The 18,508-nt window shown below is 35.8% G+C and carries 16 protein-coding genes and 1 tRNA gene; 9 read left to right on the top strand and 8 right to left on the bottom strand.

The window, feature by feature from the left end; genetic code table 11:
• Positions 1-12 precede the first annotated feature (12 nt).
• The gene (locus tag HNR32_RS01455) at positions 13-861 is read right to left on the bottom strand and encodes a MerR family transcriptional regulator (protein ID WP_183859005.1); all 849 of its coding nucleotides are present in this window, start codon (positions 859-861) and stop codon (positions 13-15) included.
• Positions 862-1,098: 237 nt separating this feature from the next.
• Between HNR32_RS01455 and HNR32_RS01450 the strand changes: the two genes are divergently transcribed.
• The 4 genes from HNR32_RS01450 (at position 1,099) to HNR32_RS01435 (ending at position 6,714) form a co-directional block, all read left to right on the top strand.
• On the top strand, positions 1,099-3,060 hold the full coding sequence (locus tag HNR32_RS01450; protein ID WP_183859004.1) for a TonB-dependent receptor plug domain-containing protein: 1,962 nt from the start codon (positions 1,099-1,101) through the stop codon (positions 3,058-3,060).
• Between the two features lie 31 nt (positions 3,061-3,091).
• Complete coding sequence (locus tag HNR32_RS01445; protein ID WP_183859003.1) at positions 3,092-5,005, top strand: TonB-dependent receptor plug domain-containing protein; 1,914 nt, start codon at positions 3,092-3,094, stop codon at positions 5,003-5,005.
• Positions 5,006-5,125: 120 nt separating this feature from the next.
• On the top strand, positions 5,126-6,160 hold the full coding sequence (locus HNR32_RS01440) for a FecCD family ABC transporter permease (protein WP_183859002.1): 1,035 nt from the start codon (positions 5,126-5,128) through the stop codon (positions 6,158-6,160).
• Between the two features lie 14 nt (positions 6,161-6,174).
• Entirely contained in the window at positions 6,175-6,714 is a 540-nt protein-coding gene (locus HNR32_RS01435; RefSeq protein WP_183859001.1) for a hypothetical protein, read from the top strand.
• Between the two features lie 94 nt (positions 6,715-6,808).
• On the opposite strand, the gene alr is transcribed toward HNR32_RS01435, so the two are convergent.
• Positions 6,809-7,978 carry an alanine racemase gene (alr, locus tag HNR32_RS01430; RefSeq protein WP_231038116.1) on the bottom strand — a complete coding sequence of 390 codons (1,170 nt, stop codon included), beginning with the start codon at positions 7,976-7,978 and terminating at the stop codon, positions 6,809-6,811.
• Between the two features lie 128 nt (positions 7,979-8,106).
• On the opposite strand from alr, the gene HNR32_RS01425 reads away from it, so the two are divergent.
• Positions 8,107-8,183 (top strand) — tRNA-Val (locus HNR32_RS01425).
• Positions 8,184-8,225: 42 nt separating this feature from the next.
• Here HNR32_RS01425 and HNR32_RS01420 read toward each other — a convergent pair.
• The gene (locus tag HNR32_RS01420; protein ID WP_183859000.1) at positions 8,226-9,134 is read right to left on the bottom strand and encodes a DMT family transporter; all 909 of its coding nucleotides are present in this window, start codon (positions 9,132-9,134) and stop codon (positions 8,226-8,228) included.
• Between the two features lie 139 nt (positions 9,135-9,273).
• Here HNR32_RS01420 and HNR32_RS01415 point away from each other — a divergent pair, with 139 nt between their 5' ends.
• Both HNR32_RS01415 and HNR32_RS01410 read left to right on the top strand, forming a co-directional pair.
• A complete protein-coding gene (locus tag HNR32_RS01415) occupies positions 9,274-9,522 on the top strand; it encodes a type II toxin-antitoxin system Phd/YefM family antitoxin (RefSeq protein ID WP_183858999.1) in 249 nt (82 codons plus the stop codon).
• Positions 9,523-9,783, top strand: coding sequence for a Txe/YoeB family addiction module toxin (locus HNR32_RS01410; RefSeq protein WP_183858998.1), 261 nt, complete (start codon positions 9,523-9,525; stop codon positions 9,781-9,783).
• Between the two features lie 105 nt (positions 9,784-9,888).
• Here HNR32_RS01410 and dhaM read toward each other — a convergent pair whose 3' ends face one another.
• The 5 genes from dhaM to HNR32_RS01385 form a co-directional block, all read right to left on the bottom strand.
• On the bottom strand, positions 9,889-10,290 hold the full coding sequence (dhaM, locus tag HNR32_RS01405) for a dihydroxyacetone kinase phosphoryl donor subunit DhaM (RefSeq protein ID WP_183858997.1): 402 nt from the start codon (positions 10,288-10,290) through the stop codon (positions 9,889-9,891).
• 17 nt (positions 10,291-10,307) lie between these two features.
• Positions 10,308-11,324 (bottom strand): galactofuranose ABC transporter, permease protein YjfF, encoded by a 1,017-nt coding sequence (gene yjfF, locus HNR32_RS01400; protein ID WP_183858996.1) that lies wholly within the window; start codon positions 11,322-11,324, stop codon positions 10,308-10,310.
• A complete protein-coding gene (locus HNR32_RS01395; RefSeq protein WP_183858995.1) occupies positions 11,321-12,361 on the bottom strand; it encodes an ABC transporter permease in 1,041 nt (346 codons plus the stop codon). The genes yjfF and HNR32_RS01395 overlap by 4 nt, the downstream gene beginning before the upstream one ends.
• A complete protein-coding gene (locus HNR32_RS01390) occupies positions 12,361-13,869 on the bottom strand; it encodes a sugar ABC transporter ATP-binding protein (RefSeq protein ID WP_183858994.1) in 1,509 nt (502 codons plus the stop codon). Before HNR32_RS01390 ends, HNR32_RS01395 begins: the two co-directional genes overlap by 1 nt.
• 96 nt (positions 13,870-13,965) lie before the next feature.
• Positions 13,966-14,982, bottom strand: a complete 1,017-nt coding sequence (locus tag HNR32_RS01385; RefSeq protein ID WP_183858993.1) for an ABC transporter substrate-binding protein — start codon at positions 14,980-14,982, stop codon at positions 13,966-13,968.
• A gap of 393 nt (positions 14,983-15,375) precedes the next feature.
• On the opposite strand from HNR32_RS01385, the gene HNR32_RS01380 reads away from it, so the two are divergent.
• Both HNR32_RS01380 and HNR32_RS01375 read left to right on the top strand, forming a co-directional pair.
• Complete coding sequence (locus HNR32_RS01380; protein WP_183858992.1) at positions 15,376-16,476, top strand: GntR family transcriptional regulator; 1,101 nt, start codon at positions 15,376-15,378, stop codon at positions 16,474-16,476.
• Positions 16,477-16,570: 94 nt separating this feature from the next.
• On the top strand, positions 16,571-18,466 hold the full coding sequence (locus HNR32_RS01375; protein ID WP_183858991.1) for an ABC-F family ATP-binding cassette domain-containing protein: 1,896 nt from the start codon (positions 16,571-16,573) through the stop codon (positions 18,464-18,466).
• Positions 18,467-18,508 lie beyond the last annotated feature (42 nt).

Here is an 18,508-nt window from a genome sequence, read left to right as displayed (position 1 = left end):
AAAATGTTTTTATTAAACAGTGGTTTTATTTTGTACATGGATAGTTAATTGATTTATGTACTGGGATACATCAGTAGTAAGCCAATGATTTTTTAGCGGCATTACAAAAATATCACTTACTGGTATGAGGTTATTAATTTTCATAAAATTATTCAATTTAGGCATTAGCTGAGGGGCTTTTTCATAATAAGTGCCCTTAAATACCATAGAGATATAAAGACCAGCAGGGCGTATATAAATGGAATGGTTGTTTAAATATTCCTCAGTATCATAAATAGAATAAAAAGCAATAGACTTATTATAGATATTAGAAAAAAAATCATTTTTATTTATAACCCAGCCAACATTTTTTTCTCTAAATTCATTTTTGGAGAATATTTTATAGACATGCCGAGCAGTCATTTTTATTATATTTTTTCCCAGTTGATTATTTTCTATATGGGTTAAACAAAGATTTTTAGCCGGTTCAGAAGTAAGTAATATCTGGTCAAGAATAATATTATTTATATTTAGGGTATTTTGTTTAACTAAGGAAAGACTTTGATATGTTTTTTGCAGGCTGGAAATTTCTTTCAGGCATTGAGAACTTTTTTTATCAATTAATTTGATAAAGTTTTCCAGAGATCTATTAGCGAGATATTCTTTGATCTCAACTATTGGAATATCAAGATTACGTAAATTAATAATAATTTCCAAAGTTAAATATTGATGTATATTATAGTGACGATAGCCATTGCTGCTGATAAACTCGGGCTTTAGCAGACCAATTTTATCATAATAGAGCAGAGTTTGCTTAGGGATTCTATATAAATTAGCTAATTCGCCGCTGGTAAAATAATTATTATGTTCAGTTTGTTTCATTTTCGCACCTGCCATTCGTTGTTAATATAACATATTAAATTATGGTTAGCAATTCCTGTGAAAAGATATTGACTATATACGAACTATATAGTTTATACTACGACAGTGTTTGTTATAAAGCAGAAAAAAGGAGCGCGCAGTAGATTTTTACTGCGTTTTTGTATGTTTTTATAAATAAATTTAATAAATAATTCTATAAATAATAGAATATAAAATATATTTAAGGAATGGTAATTTATGTATAACAATTGGAAAGGACTAACAATCTCGACAGTACTAACAATCAGTATGGTATTACTGCCCTTAGCAAAGGTGCAGGCACAGAAACAGACAGATCAGGATATTCAGACATTTAGTCTAGAGGATACGGTGGTAACAGCAACAAGAATACCTAAAACAATGATTAATACTCCGGCTAATGCCCAGATAATAACAGCCAAACAAATAAAAGACGGGGGCTACAGTAGCGTTTTTGAAGCAGTAAAGGCTTTAGCACAGGCGAATGCTTACAGTTATCAGGATGATGGCAGTGACTATGGGGCGATGATGTCAAGGATAAAATTACGTGGCATAGATGATGGTACGCTGGTTCTAATAAATGGAAATCCCTGCAATTATATGAATCACGCGTCGCTTAGTAATATACCTATAGATCAGGTAGAAAGAATTGAGATTGTAAAAGGTGCTAATTCCGTATTATACGGACCGCAGGCCATGGGTGGGGTAATAAATATTATTACTAAAAAGCCAGTAAAAACCAGCAAAATATCGGGTAAGGTTTCTGTTACAGCTGGCAGCAGACTGGAAGGATCAGCAATAAATGTACAGACAGATGTATTTGACTTAGGGATTAAAAAAACAATTAGTGATGATTTTTTTGATGTAGAGCATCCGGGTACAACTGGTTCAGGAAAAGCCTTAAACATAAAAGATAAAAGTTCTGAGCAAATGTATTTTGATGCCAATCTGGCTAAACATTTAAATTTCAGTTATGGACATACTAATAGTAAAGCTAAATATGAGACAGGTTCGTTTACTGATTATATTGCCAACATGAAATATTTAAGTAATATTGAAACGACAAATAATAACTATACCTTGGTATATGATGATCAGGATACCGGGATAAAAGCTGTTGCTGGTTATAATACATACAATTCAAGTACCATATATGATAAATCATATCCTTCACATTATACTGATGTAAAATATTTTGGTTATAATGCTAATTTTGATGTACAAAAGAAATTAGATTTGAGAAATGATAAGGATTCATTAATAATAGGAGCTAATTATGCAAGGGAAGCTTTAAAATATACAAAATCAGCTGCGGCTGTAACAACAAAAAACAATCGCGACAGTTATTCGTTATATCAATCTTATGATTGGCAGGCAACGGATAAATTGAGTTTTATCTTTGGTGCCCGTGAGTACCATGTAACAAGCTCACAGTATCAAAGCAGTGATACACAGATTCTGCCGCAAATTCAGGGATTATATAAAGTAAATGACAAGTCATCATATTATTTTAATGTTGGGAAATCATTTGAGATGCCAAGCATGAGTTCAGGATTTTCTTATAACAGCAATTTTGTGATAAATTCTGATTTAAAACCGCAATCGGGTTGGTCCTATGAAATCGGACATAAAATTGAAGATAAACATAAAGCTATAACTACAGATATTTTCTATATGACAGTTAATAATAAATTTTACTGGGATAAAACTGATAGCGGAGCAAGTATTATGCGCAATCATGATAAATGGAAAAATGCAGGACTTGAATTTAATTATAAACAAAAAATTGATAAAAATTTATCAACAGATCTGGGGTTTACAATTCAGAACCCCAAAGCGTATTCCAATGATGATGGGAAATGGAGTCAGGATTCATCTAAATATGTAATTAATCTGGGAGCTAATTATAATAAAGATAAATTTATGACCGATGCCCGTATTTTTGCTTATCTTGATCGAGAACCAGCTTATTATAATTATGAACGTACATCTTCGTCATCAACTGATCATAATTTGGCGAACAGCTGCGATTTTACGCTTACTTTGCAGTATAAACCTACTGAGATTGATTGTTTTAAAATAGTAGGCCGAAATCTTTTTAATCGTGATGATGTTATAAATAATCATGAATATTATACATTGCCGGCTAATGTTACATTTACCTATGAAAGAAGTTTCTAAAATTTATTAATTAACAAAGGAAGTAATAACAGTGAAAAGGTATTGGAATCGTACGACAATATTGTCAGTTTTAGTTACAGGTAGTTTAATTTTGGGCACAACACCTGCTGTCTATGCGCAGGACCAGGATGATTTACAGACATTTAGTTTGGGTGATACTGTAGTAACAGCAACAAGAACACCGCAGAAAGAGCTTACGGCTAATGCTGATATTACGGTTATCACAAAAGCGGATATTGAAAAACATCATTATATAAATGTAAGTGATGCCTTGCGCCATGTTCCCGGGGTTAATATTGAAAGTCAAAGTGCAACTGGAGAAAATTATAGTTCTAATGGGATTTACATAAATGGTTCATCTAACGTGGTTTTTTTAATAGATGGGATGAGAATGAATACTAATGGATCATCATCTACAAAAGCCCCAGTAGATGAATTTATTAATATGGATTCTATTGAAAAAATTGAAGTATTGAAAGGTTCAGCTTCTACTCTATATGGTGCAGATGCCGAGGGCGGAGTAATTAATGTTATAACTAGAAAGATGCTCAAGGATGGAGTAAAAACAGATATTAGTACCTCAATGGGAAGCTATGGCAAGAAACAGTATAATGTAGCAAACTATGGCCGTGCCAATAGATATTATTGGTCATTAGATGCACAGAAACGGCGTATGGGTGATTATAAAGATGCAAAAGGACATAATGTTGTAAATGATATAAATTCTGAAACGCTTAATTTTAAACTTGGCAAGAAAATCAGTGATAAAGCTGATATTGTTTTTGATTACCAAAAATATAAATCAGAATATCAAAGACCGGATATTGGCACCATGGATCCAACAGTAGATTATGGGACAAAAGATAATGAAAAAATAAGTCTGCAGTATAAACAAAAAATAACGGATAGGTTGGAGAATACTTTTTCATTGTTCAGAAATAATAGTGTTTTAAGGGATGCATATAATGGCAGTTATCCTTGGTATATGGATTTAACTACTGAAGGGTATAATGATCAGCTGACATATAAAACTGACAATCATACTTTGATAGGAGGTGTTGACTATTACTCAGATAAGATTAACCACTATGATGATACATCAGATGTGTTCAATAATATATCTATTTCAAATCGGGCTTATTTTTTGCAGGATCAATGGAATATAACTTCTAAATGGAATTTAACATCGGGTATACGCTATAATAAAAATTCTATATATGGAGATCATGCTATCCCTAGTTTTGTTTTAGGCTATAATAGTGATAAGAATACAAATTACTATGTAAGTTATAAGCGGTTTTTTGTAGCACCTAAATTATTTCAGCTATATTCTACATGGTATGGTAATAGAGATTTAAATCCAGAAGAGGGACGTACCTGGGAATTGGGCGTTAATCATATCTTTAATGATAATCTTAGTGGAGATTTTCATGTATTTAGTCAGCATGCTGATAATATGATTAGATATGATGATTCATATAGGTATTACAATACTGGAGAACAAGAATCAGATGGATTTAATTTATCGTTAAATAAAAAGTTCAATAAAAATCTTAGTGCAGATTTGGGATATACTTATTTGCATATTGAAGCTTTAGATGGAAAAAATCCTAATAATAATGGATTATTGCCGGAAAGTGTTTGGACATTGGGTTTGAATTATACCGATAATAATAAACTGGATGCCTATATAAATACACGTGGAGTAATAAACCGTGAAGGGAAAAAAGGTATAAATGCTGATCATGGTGCATATGTTACTTATTGGGTATGGAATTTGGGAGCTGATTATAAAGCAACTGAAAATATAACTATTTATGCTAAATTGAACAATATATTTAATCAGTATTATGATGAAGGTGGAACGGCGGGCACACCAACAGGTAGCTACTGGTACGCGATGCCGGGTCGTAATTTTGAACTTGGTGTAAAATATTCTTTCTGATTGCTTAAAAACAGTTATATTGGTAAAATTTGTATGATATTATGAATTACTGATATAACTGTCTTTTTTGTTATATTATAATAGAAAATTAAAATTAGAAAGAAACTGAGGCAGAAATATATGTCGGCTAGAAAACAAAAAAATAGGTTTTTTCTATCAGGATTAACTGTTCTTTTAGTAATAGTGGCTTGTTTTTCGCTGACATGCGGGCAGATAGATATACCAATGAAAAATACTTTGGCGATAATTGCTTATCATATAGGATTGCCAGTAAAAAGTGGCGATTTTAATGCGCAGCAGGCGGCTGTAATATGGTTTATTCGTATGCCACGTATGATTATTGGCTTATTGGTAGGGGCGGCATTGGCAATTTCAGGCGCAGTAATGCAGGGGGTATTTAGTAATCCTTTGGCTGGACCAAGTATGATTGGGGTATCGTCAGGGGCAGCTATGGGAGCGGTGCTCGCTATAGCCTTGGGATTATCGGCACAAAATGCATTTTTTTTGCCGGCCTTTGCTTTTGCTGGCAGTATTTTGGCAGTAGTATTAACGGTGTTTTTATCAATGCGTAATGGTAAAATCGCAGTTATGACATTATTGCTGGCGGGGATAGCAGTAAGTATGCTGTTGGGTGCCTTGACATCAGGCATATTGACTATTATAAATGAACAGAAACTGCAAAGCTATTTGTTTTGGATTATCGGCGGATTGGATTATCGGCGTTGGCTTCATGTATATATAGCTGCAGGTCCTATCTTGATAGGTATGGCAATAATATTTTTATTGTCACGTCATTTGAACATACTGGTGCTAGGTGAAACCGAAGCTAAAAATGTTGGAATGCCGGTAATGGTTTTTCGTATGGGATTGTTATTTTTGGCAGCTATGGTTACGTCAACATCAGTCTGTGTAAGCGGCAATATCGGGTTTGTTGGTTTAGTTGTGCCACATATGATGCGACTGCTGATTGGCCCTGATCATCGTATATTATTGCCAGCCAGTGCTTTAGCCGGTGGTGCGTTTTTGGTAATTTGTGATTCTTTGGGGCGTATTATTTTGCCAGCAACGGAAATAAGAGTAGGAATAATGACGGCAATATTGGGAACGCCGTACTTTATATATTTGTTGAGAAAAATGCAAAAATATTATTTTTAATGGGAGTACGAATTATGAAAACAATAATAGCCTTTTTGTGCTGTTTATTTATTGTGACTACAAATGCATATGCAGCAGTAAAAACAACAGAAAATCAAAATCCATTGGACTGGCATATCAGTGTACAGCCGCAGCCTTCAGCAGAGGAAGTGGAAGCTGCCCGCTGGGCCTTGATTTTAGAAAATAATGTGGGGATTTATGCTTATGCCATTGATTCCATGCAGTTTGTACAGGATAAAAAAGGCCAACAGGATAAGAATAAAGTAGCAGTAGATGTAAAGACTATTTTTACAAATAAAGAAATTTTAAATAAGCTGCAGAATAAATATGCAGATAAATTAAAAAAGGGCGAAAAAGTTTTATCATGTGAAATCAATATGCAGTTTGATGTAAAAAATCATACATATGCCGATAGTGATATAAATATTTATACTGATAAAAACAGATTAATTGCTACGCAAAAAAAGAAAATTGTATTTAAGCCAGTTCCAGCTAAAACTTTTGCTGAAGCTATGTTGGAAATCTGTCAGGAATATGCCGTAAATAAAGTATAAAATAATAAATAAAGATATATACTAAGAAGTGATAAACTAAAGACCAGCACAGAGAAGATAGTTATCTGTGCTGGTCTTTAGTTATAGCTATATTTTAATATAAATAATTTTTGCAAAAAGCTGGTTTATTGTTTTTAATATATATGCGTGGCAGACGGCGAGCCATCATGCATACTATTTCATAATTAATCGTTCCAAGTTCATCAGCTAGTTCATCGGCAGTTATTGATTGGTTATTTTGGCTGCCAAATAAAATGACTTCATCACCAATATGTACATTATCAATATTACTGATATCAACCATGCATTGATCCATGCAGATATTGCCAATAACAGGAACTTTTTGCCCGTGGATAAGAACATGGGCTTTGCCCGAGAGCATACGTGTATAGCCATCGGCATAACCTACCGGCAGGGTAGCAATAATACAATCTTTATCAGCAATGAATTTACGCCCATAGCTGACGCTGTCACCAGCATGCAGCTGTTTAATATGGGTAATACGGCATTTAAAGGACATTACTGGTTTCAAGGCTGTTTTTGTTATATCAACTTCATTAGAAGGGGCAAGTCCATAAAGAATAATACCAGCCCGGGCCATATCAAGATGATAGTCCGGCAAATCAATGATCGAGGCGCTGTTGGCACAATGGCGGGTATTGATATGAATATTTCTTTGCGCCAGACTATCATACATATATTTAAAGCGGCGGAATTGTTCATTGGTATATGATTTATCAAGACAGTCAGCAGTGGCGAAATGAGTAAAGATACCTTCCATAACTATATTGGGCAGTTTACTGATACGTTCAATTTCATTGAGGCTTTGTTCATTGGGCTGAAAGCCGATACGTCCCATGCCACTGTCAATTTTTATATGAAAACGGATTTGACGATGTTGTCGTACAGCTTCATCAGAAAAAGCTTTAGCAGTAGCATAATCAAAAACGGGTATATCAATACCGTAAAGTACGGCTTCTTTAGCCTGCTCAGGAAATACCGGACCTAAAATAAGTATGGGTGCGGTTATTTTATGTAAGCGGAGTTCTATGGCTTCATCGAGTTCAGCAACAGCAAGACGGTCAGCACCATTGGCTAACAGCAGTGGTGCTGTTTCGCAGGCACCATGACCGTAGGCGTTGGCCTTGATAACAGCAGTTAATTGGGCAGTTTTTTGCGTTAAACGGCGGATTTCCCGCATGTTTTGTGCCAGCTGGTCTAAATCAATTTCCACCCAGGCTGGGCGTAAGGCTTTCATATCCATAAAAATTCCTTCTTTTTAATTGATATTATGTAAAATAGTATAGTTCAGATTGTAGCAGATATTGTAACAAAACAAAAGATTGACAAACAAATAAAACTATAATATATTAGTAGAGCATAATTTAATAAGGGGCTATAGCTCAGTTGGTTAGAGTGTTACGTTGACATCGTAAAGGTCACAGATTCGAATTCTGTTAGCCCCACCAGTAAAAATTAAACCTTATGGAAAATTCCATAAGGTTTTTGTATTAATGCAGGCTTTTTTTCCTGACGGAAAAATGAAATTTATTTTCTGATATTAAAAGACCAGATAGGGTCAGCAGGCAGCCGCAGGCCGTAATAACAGTGAGCTTTTCATTAAGAAACAGCAGGGCGGTTATTATGGTTACAATAGGAATTAAATAAATATAGGCACTGCAGTTGGTAGCACCCAGACGGGCAATTGCCATGTTCCAAGTTATAAAGCAAATGGCAGATGCACCAATACTTAAAAATAGTATATTGAAAAGATAGCCGGTATTTTTGAATAAGGATAAATCAATTGAGATATTTTGCTGCCAGGCGATGGGCAGCATGAATAACAGGCCATAAAAAAACATTTTGCGGGTGGCGGTTATGATATTGTAGTTCATTAATGAAATTTGTTTGGTGATAATAGAGTATATAGCCCAGACAAATGCTGCTAAAACAGCTAATATATCACCAAGCGGGTTAAGATGGAAAGCGGCATTGGCATTAAGTGATATCATAATAATACCTATAATAGCAAAAAGAAAACCGAGTAAAAAGGCTGGACGCAAATGTTCATTTGATAAAAATATATGCGCTAAAAAAGCCGTAAAAAAAGGTGAAACAGATACAATAATACCAACGTTCGAGGCAAAGGTATATGTTAAGGCGATATTTTCCAGCAAGTAATATAATGTAATTCCGGTTAGTCCGGCCGCAGCAAAATACAGTTCGTGCTTTTTATTAAAATTAAGCAAATCATGTGGATAAATCAGGCATAAACTGATAAAGCCAACTAAAAAGCGAATGAATAAGATTTCCACGGGAGAAAATACAGTTAGCAGATATTTGGTGGAAACAAAGGTGGTGCCCCAGATTATAGCCGTAAATAACGCTAAAATATGACCGGTAAGTCTGTAGTCTTTCAAAAATATCACCTCATTAATAATTAGTGTGACTAAGATGATACGCACAAAAGATATTTTTGTCAATATTATGAGGCTGATTTTTAACAATATATTGACGTACGATATTGAGTACGTTATAATTTTTATAGAGGTGATTGTTATGATAACGGCTAATGCTTCAAATTTCAGAAAAAATTTATATGGGACGCTTGAACAAGTAGCAAAATATAATCAGGTAGCAACGGTAAACACTAAAGATGGCGACGTTGTAATGATTAGTGCGGATGATTACAATAATTTGATGGAAACATTATATATATCATCAGTTCAGGGCCTGAAACAGGACTTATTAAAAGCCAAAAAGGCTCCGGCTTCAGACTTTGTTAGCGAAGATGAGGTAGAATGGTAATTGTATAAGATTTTGTATCATAAAAAGGCTATCAAAGACATTCAAAAACTAAAAAGTGCTAATTTAGATAAAAAGGCAAAAAACATAATCGAGGTTATAAAAGAAAATCCATTCGAAAATCCACCACCATATGAAAAACTTGTAGGTGATTTAACGGGATTTTATTCTAGACGCATTAACGTACAGCATCGTTTAGTTTATGATGTTGTTGAAGTAGAAAAAACGGTTAAAATTTATCGCATGTGGACGCATTATGAATAATATATTTAACACTCAAATTTTAAAAGGCTGTCGCATAAAGTAATTAATGTGCGACAGCCTTTTTGTGTTAGAGAGAATTTATTTAGATAAAAATTCATTACATTATTAAGGGGTGCTTTTAGGAATAGATTTGGCATTTTCAGCCGCCAGCAGTACAGCTTCAAGATCAGCATTTTCACTGGCTTTGGCTGCAGCGGCAATAGCACCTTCTAAAATAGGGGCATCAGCAATTTTTACTCGATGAGCTAATTCAAACGGCAGGGCCGTAAGGGCAAGTCCTGCTGAAATTATGGCACTGCCGACATCAGTGATGACAATAACACCATCATGACCATTGTCAGCATCCTTGATGGCCTGACAAATTTTTTTGTTATCGGTACCAAAACTGCCATCGGCTTTGCCGCCAGCAGGAATAATAACTAAGTCTTTGGCGGAGAGTTTTTGGCTCATTTGGCATACGCCTTCAGCAATACTGTTTAAGTGAGAAACTATTACAAGTCCGACCAAAATAATACCTCCTTACATTATTTATCCGACTTAATAGAGCTTGATGAAGATAATTTGTTTTTATGCTCAGTGATAAGTGCCTGCATAATAATGAACACGCATAATAGCGCACCGACAACTATTTTTGTCCACCAAGCGGATAAGGTGCCCTGGAAGGTTATAAATGTCAGAATAATTCCTTGGATTAAAACACCAAATAATGTTCCTGGCATAAAACCTACACCGCCTGTTAATAAAGTACCGCCAATTACCGAGGAAGCAATAGCATCCATTTCCATGCCTAAGCCATGCAGGGTATACCCCGAAAGCATTATCCAGGAATAAACAATGCCGGCAAGGGCAGAACAAAAGCCGCTTATTATATAGACAAGAATCTTGGTCTTAAATACAGGCAGCCCCATTAAGGATGCGGAACTTTCGCTGCCGCCGATGGCAAAAATTGTTCGGCCGGTTTTAGTGTATTTTAGGAAGATAGTAGCCAGTATCAGTACAATAATAGCTACTATAGCACCAACTGAAATGAAACCGGTATCAAAAATTCGGATGCGCTCACTGGCTAATGCAGCATAGGCGGGATTATCGATTATTATGGTATTACGGGAAATAACTGCTGTTAAGCCGCGGCAGAAAAACATACCAGCCAATGTAATAATAAATGGCTGCATGTCAAACATGGTAATCAAATAGCCTTGGATAAAACCAACGGCTATACCAATCAATAGTACTAAGGGAACAGCGGCAAAAACAGGTATGGAGGTATTCTTTAGTAAATAAGCCAGTGACATGCAGACTAAGGCCACAACCGAGCCCACTGAAAGATCAATGCCGCCAATTAATAAGGTAAAAGTAACCCCGACGGTTACTATGATTAAAGGAGCATTATCGATAAAAAGGTTGTAGAAAACCTGGGCATGAGTAAAACCACGATAGTTCATTATACCGGCAATATATAAGATTATAAATAAGCTTACCGTAACAAAAAAGGGAAAGTATTGGGAGGCTATAGCTGTACTTAGACGGCTGCGAATGTTCATGTTCTATCCACCACCTTTTGGCTTTGTCGTTTATTTTTCCAGCTGTTAAATACAGTCTGGAATTTTTTGGATTGGACTAAACACAAAATAATAACGGTAATAGCTTTGACTACTGGCAGCTGGTCAGAAGATACCCCGATAGCATACATGGTGGTAGTAAGTGTCTGGATGGTGATAGCGCCGATAATACTGCCGCCAATATAGAATTTGCCGCCGCTTAGTAATGTGCCGCCTAAGGCTACGGCTAAAATGGCGTCCATTTCCATGTTAAGACCGGCATTATTGGCATCAGCTGCACGTATCAGAGAACTTTCGATAAGACCGGATACGCCGGCACAAAAGCCGGAGAAAGCATAGACAAGAAATATTATTAAAACAACATTTATGCCGGCATAACGGCTGGCGGTGGGATTGATACCAACAGATTGGATGAAAAGTCCTAATGAAGTTTTTTTCAATATAAGAATGACAAGTAAAACCATAAGAGCGGCAATGAAGATAGGTGTTGGTAAAATACTGCCGGGAATATTGGCACCAATATAGCTAAATGGTTTGTAGTAAACGGTAATGATTTGTCCCTGGGTTAAGAGCTGGGCGATGCCGCGTCCGGCAACCATTAAAATAAGGGTGGCAACAACGGGTTGGATTTTTATTTTTGATACCAGTAGACCGTTCCAAATACCGCAGATAACGCCGATGCCAATACCAGCGAGCATTGCTAAAATCATGGGATGCTCAGGTATACCGTCACCACGTCCGCCGATAAGCATACAACAAATAGCAGCGGAAATTGCGACTACTGCACCTACAGAGATATCAATGCCACTGGTGGCGATAACAAAGGTCATACCTAAGGATAAAATTATCAAAGAAGATGAACGACTCAGGATATCAATAAGACGTCCGTATAAGTGGCCGTTTTCCATGCTGATAGCCAGAAAATCATTTACAAAAACAATATTGAATAACAGTAATATGCCTAAGGCAAATAGTGGCAAAAACATAGAGCTGGAAGTAATTTTTTTGAATTTATTCATTAATTTTCACCTCCGGCAATAGCTTTCATGATGTTTTCAGAAGAAATTTCTTCATTTTCTATTTCGGCGACTTTTTTATGGTCACGCAAAATAATCAACTTGGTACAGGTGCGGATCATTTCATCCATTTCACTGGAAATAAAGACAACAGACATGCCCTTGGTTTTGGCTAAGGTTACGGCCATTTTTTGGATTTCACTTTTGGTGCCTACATCAATACCGCGAGTAGGTTCATCAAGAATTAGCAGCTCAGGTTCTGTAATCAGCCAGCGGGCGATGATTACTTTTTGCTGGTTGCCGCCGCTGAGATTTTTTATTAATTGTTCACGGTCAGAAACTTTTATTTTTAATAAATTAATGCAGTCATCAGCCAGCATGACCTGTTTTTGGTAAGGAATATGGCGGAACATGCCTTCTTTAGCCTGCAGGGCAAGGATGATATTATCGCGCACACTTAGATCACCGATTATGCCCTGCAATTTTCTGTCTTCAGGACAAAAGGCAATTTTTTTCTGCATAGCTTTCATGGGATTAGAAAGCTGCACTTTATCGGAGTGTATTTTTAGTTCGCCCTTATTTATTTGGTTTATGCCAAATAAGATTTCCGCTGTTTCCGTACGCCCTGAGCCTAATAAACCAGCTAGTCCGATGACTTCGCCCTTATGAATAGTAAGATCCATTTGATTTAGCTTGCCAATGCAATTAATATTATTGGCTTCAAGAAAAAGCTGATCAGAAGGAATGCTCTTGGCGGCAGCTTTATCAAATTCTTTTACACTGTCTAAATCTTTGCCGACCATTTTGGCAACAAGCTCAACTTTGGGAAGTTCAGTGGTAATATACTCACCGACTAGTTCGCCGTTACGAAGAATTGTAATACGGTCACATAATTCATATATTTGCTCGAGAAAATGCGAAATAAAGATTATTCCCATATTGCGTTTTTTTAGCTCACGGATAATGGTGAATAGTCGTTTTGTTTCTTCTTCATCAAGGCTGGAGGTAGGTTCATCGAGAATAAGTATTTTGGCATCAATTTCAACAGCTCTGGCAATAGCAATCATTTGTTGGATAGCTACGGGAAAATTATCCAGGGTTTTAGTTACATCAATATCAATATTAAAAGTATGTAGCAATTCCTGGGAGCGTTTATTGATTTGCCGCCAATCTATAAAGCCAAATTTACGCGGTTCACGGCCGATAAAAATATTTTCAGCTACACTTAAATTAGGGCAAAGGTTTACTTCTTGGTAAACAGTTGATATACCGAGAGTTTGTGCCTCTTTTGGTGTCTTAGGAAAAATTTCTTTATCATATAATGTAACGGTTCCATTATTGCGTGGATATACGCCGGTCAGCACTTTAATCAAGGTGGATTTTTCAGCACCATTTTCGCCCATTATCGAATGAACTTCGCCGGACTGCAGGTTGAAATCAACATTGGATAAGGCTTTTACGCCAGGAAATATTTTGTCAATATGACGCATTTTTAATATAGTATCACCCATATTTTCACCTCATTTCATAATTTGGATATTATAAAACGACCGATACTTATTACAAGCTTAATTTGTCTAAGTAGCGGTCGTTATTTAATCTGGATATCAGTATTTTCTGCTAGGAAGAGTGTCTTTGGCGGTGTCAGCTGGGAATACGCCTTCTTTTACGAATACGTTCTTTTCAACTTTTTCGCCCTTTAAGATTTTTTTAGCAGTTTCCATCAGTAATTTACCTTGGAGAGGATTGCATTCTACAGTACAATTTGATTTTCCTTCAATCATAGCTTGGAAGATACCTTTAACACCATCGATAGAAATGATGGTGATGTCTTTACCAGGTTTTAGACCAGCAGCTTCGATTGCCTGGATAGCGCCTAAAGCCATATCATCATTTTGGGCGAAGAGAATATCAATTTTATCACCATAGGATTTTAAGAAGGATTCCATTACTTCCTGTCCTTTTTGTCTGGTGAATTCACCGGTTTGCGATGCCAAAATTTCGTATTTGCTGGCATCAGGAGAAGCTTTCATAGCTTCAGTGAAGCCTTGGGAACGACGAACGGCAACAGAGGAACCAACGGTGCCTTCTAAAACTACGATGTTAAATTTATCGCCGCCATCGCGAGGCTTTTTGTTTTGTTTCTTCATATATTCATCAATCCATTTGAAGGCGTTTTGACCTTCGGTAACGGAATCGGTACCGATTTTGGCAACGTATAAGGAATCATCATTTAATTTAACATCACGATCGACAATGATTACAGGAATTTTTGCATCTTTGGCTTCTTTTAATACAGTGTCCCAGCCTGTTTCAACAATTGGTGTGAAGGCGATTATATCAACGCCTTGGGCAATGAAGGAACGAATAGCCTTGATTTGGTTTTCCTGTTTTTGTTGTGCATCAGAAAAGATAAGTTTGATACCAGCATCTTGAGCAGCTTGTTTGATATCTTTGGTATGGGCTGTGCGCCATTCAGATTCGGCACCAATTTGCGAAAAGCCCATTACAATTTGTTTATCACCCTTGCCTGCTGATGATTTGTCAGAGGAGGTATTGCTGCCACAGCCAATAGCCATAGTTAACAGCAATAATCCTACTACAATACTTAAAACCTTTTTCATGATTTCACCCCTTGATATAATATGGATTCTAAAGGTGGAGTAACACGAATATAATGCACCTCTTTTCTAAAAAAGAATAAAATTTCCGACAATGATGTCACTCAACCTTCTTTTTAACTAATAATATCATACAAGTTTTAAATACTTATTTCAATAGTAAAATGAGAAAAATTTGAAAAATTTAAAAAATTTAAATTTTTTTAAATATATATAGCATATTATTTGTATTACGTTTATAATGAGCTGTGTATATAAAATTACGAAAATACAAATTATTCACGAATTAATATGGAAGATATTTAAATTTGTATGATAATATTAAGACCGTAAGCTGAGAATGTTTTTGAAAATCATATAATTAATGATGAATTTGAGAAAAGGGACGGTGATTTCATGATCGAATCAGATGGACCAAAGTATATCGAATTGATGGAATGGATACGCAGTCAGATTTTAAGCGGTCACTTAATACAAGGAACAAAACTGCCATCGGAAAATGAGCTGGGACAAAAATTTTCAATAAGCAGGCAAACTGTTCGCCAGGCAACAAGCGTATTGGAGAGTGAAGGCCTGCTGGAAAGACGCCGCGGCAGCGGAACCTATGTTTTATCGGCAAAATCACAATATAAAAAGAACACAAAGAATATTGGGGTGGTTTTGACTTATATTGATGATTATATATTTCCCAGCATAATAAAAGGTATAGAAAAAGTACTAACCCAAAATGACTATTTTATGCAATTGGCGTTTACTTATAATAAAACAGATAAGGAATATGATGTATGCAATACTTTTTTGCAAAGTAATATTGACGGACTTATAATCGAACCGGCTAAAAGTGGGATACCGTTCGTAAATCAAAAATTATACAGGCGTATAGGAGATATAGGAATTCCATATATATTAATTCATGCTGCGGCCAATGTAGAACCAAAAGTTCCTAGCGTTTGCATGGATGATTATAATTGTGGAGAACAGGCCGCACAATATTTAATTGAGCATGGGCATTGTAAAATTGCCGGTATCTTTAAGGCGGATGATATGCAGGGGCAGCTTAGGTACTCAGGTGCGATGAATATCCTAAAAAAATATGATGAGTGTAAAGCATATACTTTTTGGTATACAACAGAAGACATTGAAGATATAAAAAAAGGCGATCTTACTCAGGTGATTTTAAATAGGTTCAAGGATGCTACAGCAATTATCTGTTATAACGATCAAATGGCCAAAACTATAATTAGCATGTTTAAAAGTATTGGTAAAAATATACCTGAGGAGATATCGATTATTAGTTTCGACGATTTAAATGTCGAGATTTCTTCAAGTGAGGGTATAGGGCTGACATCATTTGTCCATCCAAAAGAAAAATTAGGGATAGTAGCAGCTAAACAATTGATACAATTAATAAATAATCCACAGTTAAAGGAGATGGCTGGTGTTAAATTTGCGCCTAAGCTGGCGGAAAGAAATTCGGTACGGCTAATCAAAAACTAAATAATTTGTATCATTCGTGAAAGTAATTAAAATACAGCCAAATATTATATGTTATAATAAAAACATTAATAAAAGTATGACAGGAAGAATAAAAATGATTTTAACTATAGAAAATTTGGCTAAAAGCTATGGCGAAAAAGTACTGTTTGAAGATATAACTTTTTCGGTGGATAATGGGGATAAAATTGGTATTGTTGGTGTTAATGGAACGGGTAAATCAACACTGATCCAAGCAGTAGCGGGTAATATTCCCATAGATAAAGGTGAATTTATCAGTATGAAGAATATTCGTATTGAATATCTTTCCCAGGATAAAAAGATAAACCCAGAAAATACAGTTCTAACGGAGACCTTCCGCGGCAGTCAGCTTTTGATGCAGGTGCTGCGTGAATATGAACTGCTATTGCAAAAAACGCAGACCGGAGCAGTTGATGAAAAGGAGCAGCAGCGGATAGTCCAATTGTCGGCAAAGATTGATGAATTGTCAGGCTGGCAGCTGGAAAGTGATGCGAAGGCTGTTTTAACTAAGCTGGGCATAAATGATTTTAGTAAAAAAGCGGGACAGCTGTCTGGCGGTCAGCAAAAACGACTGGCTTTAGCGTCAGCATTAATACAGCCGTGTGATTTATTATTACTTGATGAACCGACAAATCATCTTGACAGTGAAACGATTGCTTGGCTTGAAGAATATTTGACACACTTAAATTGTGCTATAATACTTGTTACACATGACAGGTATTTTCTAGATACTGTAGCCACAAAAATATTGGAACTGGATAAAGGTAAATCGTATGTATATACGGGAAATTACAGTTCTTTCTTAGAACAAAAGACAGCACGTATAGAAAGAGAAAATGCCTCTGAACAAAAACGGCAGAATTTTTTGCGTAATGAGCTTAAATGGATCCGTCGTGGGGCACAGGCCCGTTCAACTAAGCAAAAGGCGAGAATACAGCGCTTTGAAGATGTAAAAAACCAAAAAGCTGATTTAATGCGTGAAGATGTGCAGATTTCTTTAGGTGCAAGTCGCTTAGGTAAGTCAGTTATTGAAATAGAAAATATGTCCTATGCTGTTGATGATAAATTGATAATAAAGGATCTTACTTATACAGTGACAAGGCACGACCGTATCGCGGTATTAGGTCCTAATGGCATAGGTAAGTCTACATTACTTAATTTATTGGCAGAAAAATTGCAGCCATCAAGCGGCACTATAAAAATAGGCCAAACGGTAAAAATAGGTTACTTTACGCAAAAAAACATCGACATGGATGAAAATATGCGGGCGATTGAATATATCAAAGAAGCCGCTAATTATATTACTTTGACTGATGGCAGCCAAATTACGGCTTCGCAGCTTATGGAACGATTTTTATTTGATGGCACTTTGCAATGGACACCAATAGCAAGATTATCTGGTGGAGAAAAGCGCCGACTTTATTTATTGCGGATTTTGATGACAGCACCTAATGTGTTATTGCTGGATGAACCGACTAACGATTTGGATTTACAGACGATGGCAATCTTAGAAGAGTTCATTGATAAATTTGACGGGGCAATAATTTTTGTTTCACATGATCGATTTTTTGTTGATCGTTTGGCAGATAAGGTTTTTGTCTATGGCAGGGATGGTCAGTTGCAGCAATATCCTGGCGGCTACAGTTATTATAAAAATATGATAGCAGCAGATGAGGAAAACAGCAGCGAAAAAAAGACCGATAAAGTATTGAAAACAGTAAAAAAAGAAAAAGTAAATAATACTAGAAAATTTACATATAAAGAACAGCGTGAATATGCGCAAATAGAGGCAGTAATAAGTGAAACGGAAGCTAAAATACATATTCTTGATAAACAGATGGAACAAAATGCCAGTGATTATGTAAAAATAAAAGAACTGGATAGTGATAAAAAAGCAGCACAAAAAAAGCTGGATGAATTGATGGAACGCTGGACTTATTTAGAGGAAATTGCTGAGAACATAGAGAAATAAATACTAGGATAAAGGTAAAATTGTTTCTAATGGACTAGTAAC

It is taken from the genome of Pectinatus brassicae (assembly GCF_014201835.1).
GTDB lineage: Bacteria > Bacillota > Negativicutes > Selenomonadales > Selenomonadaceae > Pectinatus > Pectinatus brassicae.
Note: the sequence above shows the minus strand (reverse complement) of the source record. Positions and strands in the feature narration are given on the sequence as shown.

Coding starts and splice junctions, on each gene's coding strand:
- HNR32_RS01380 (WP_183858992.1), top strand. CDS start 15,376: ATGATCGAATCAGATGGACCAAAGTATATCGAATTGATGGAATGGATA.
- HNR32_RS01455 (WP_183859005.1), bottom strand. CDS start 861: ATGAAACAAACTGAACATAATAATTATTTTACCAGCGGCGAATTAGCT.
- yjfF (WP_183858996.1), bottom strand. CDS start 11,324: ATGAACATTCGCAGCCGTCTAAGTACAGCTATAGCCTCCCAATACTTT.
- HNR32_RS01440 (WP_183859002.1), top strand. CDS start 5,126: ATGTCGGCTAGAAAACAAAAAAATAGGTTTTTTCTATCAGGATTAACT.
- HNR32_RS01450 (WP_183859004.1), top strand. CDS start 1,099: ATGTATAACAATTGGAAAGGACTAACAATCTCGACAGTACTAACAATC.
- alr (WP_231038116.1), bottom strand. CDS start 7,978: ATGGATATGAAAGCCTTACGCCCAGCCTGGGTGGAAATTGATTTAGAC.
- HNR32_RS01395 (WP_183858995.1), bottom strand. CDS start 12,361: ATGAATAAATTCAAAAAAATTACTTCCAGCTCTATGTTTTTGCCACTA.
- HNR32_RS01415 (WP_183858999.1), top strand. CDS start 9,274: ATGATAACGGCTAATGCTTCAAATTTCAGAAAAAATTTATATGGGACG.
- HNR32_RS01385 (WP_183858993.1), bottom strand. CDS start 14,982: ATGAAAAAGGTTTTAAGTATTGTAGTAGGATTATTGCTGTTAACTATG.
- HNR32_RS01390 (WP_183858994.1), bottom strand. CDS start 13,869: ATGGGTGATACTATATTAAAAATGCGTCATATTGACAAAATATTTCCT.
- HNR32_RS01435 (WP_183859001.1), top strand. CDS start 6,175: ATGAAAACAATAATAGCCTTTTTGTGCTGTTTATTTATTGTGACTACA.
- HNR32_RS01375 (WP_183858991.1), top strand. CDS start 16,571: ATGATTTTAACTATAGAAAATTTGGCTAAAAGCTATGGCGAAAAAGTA.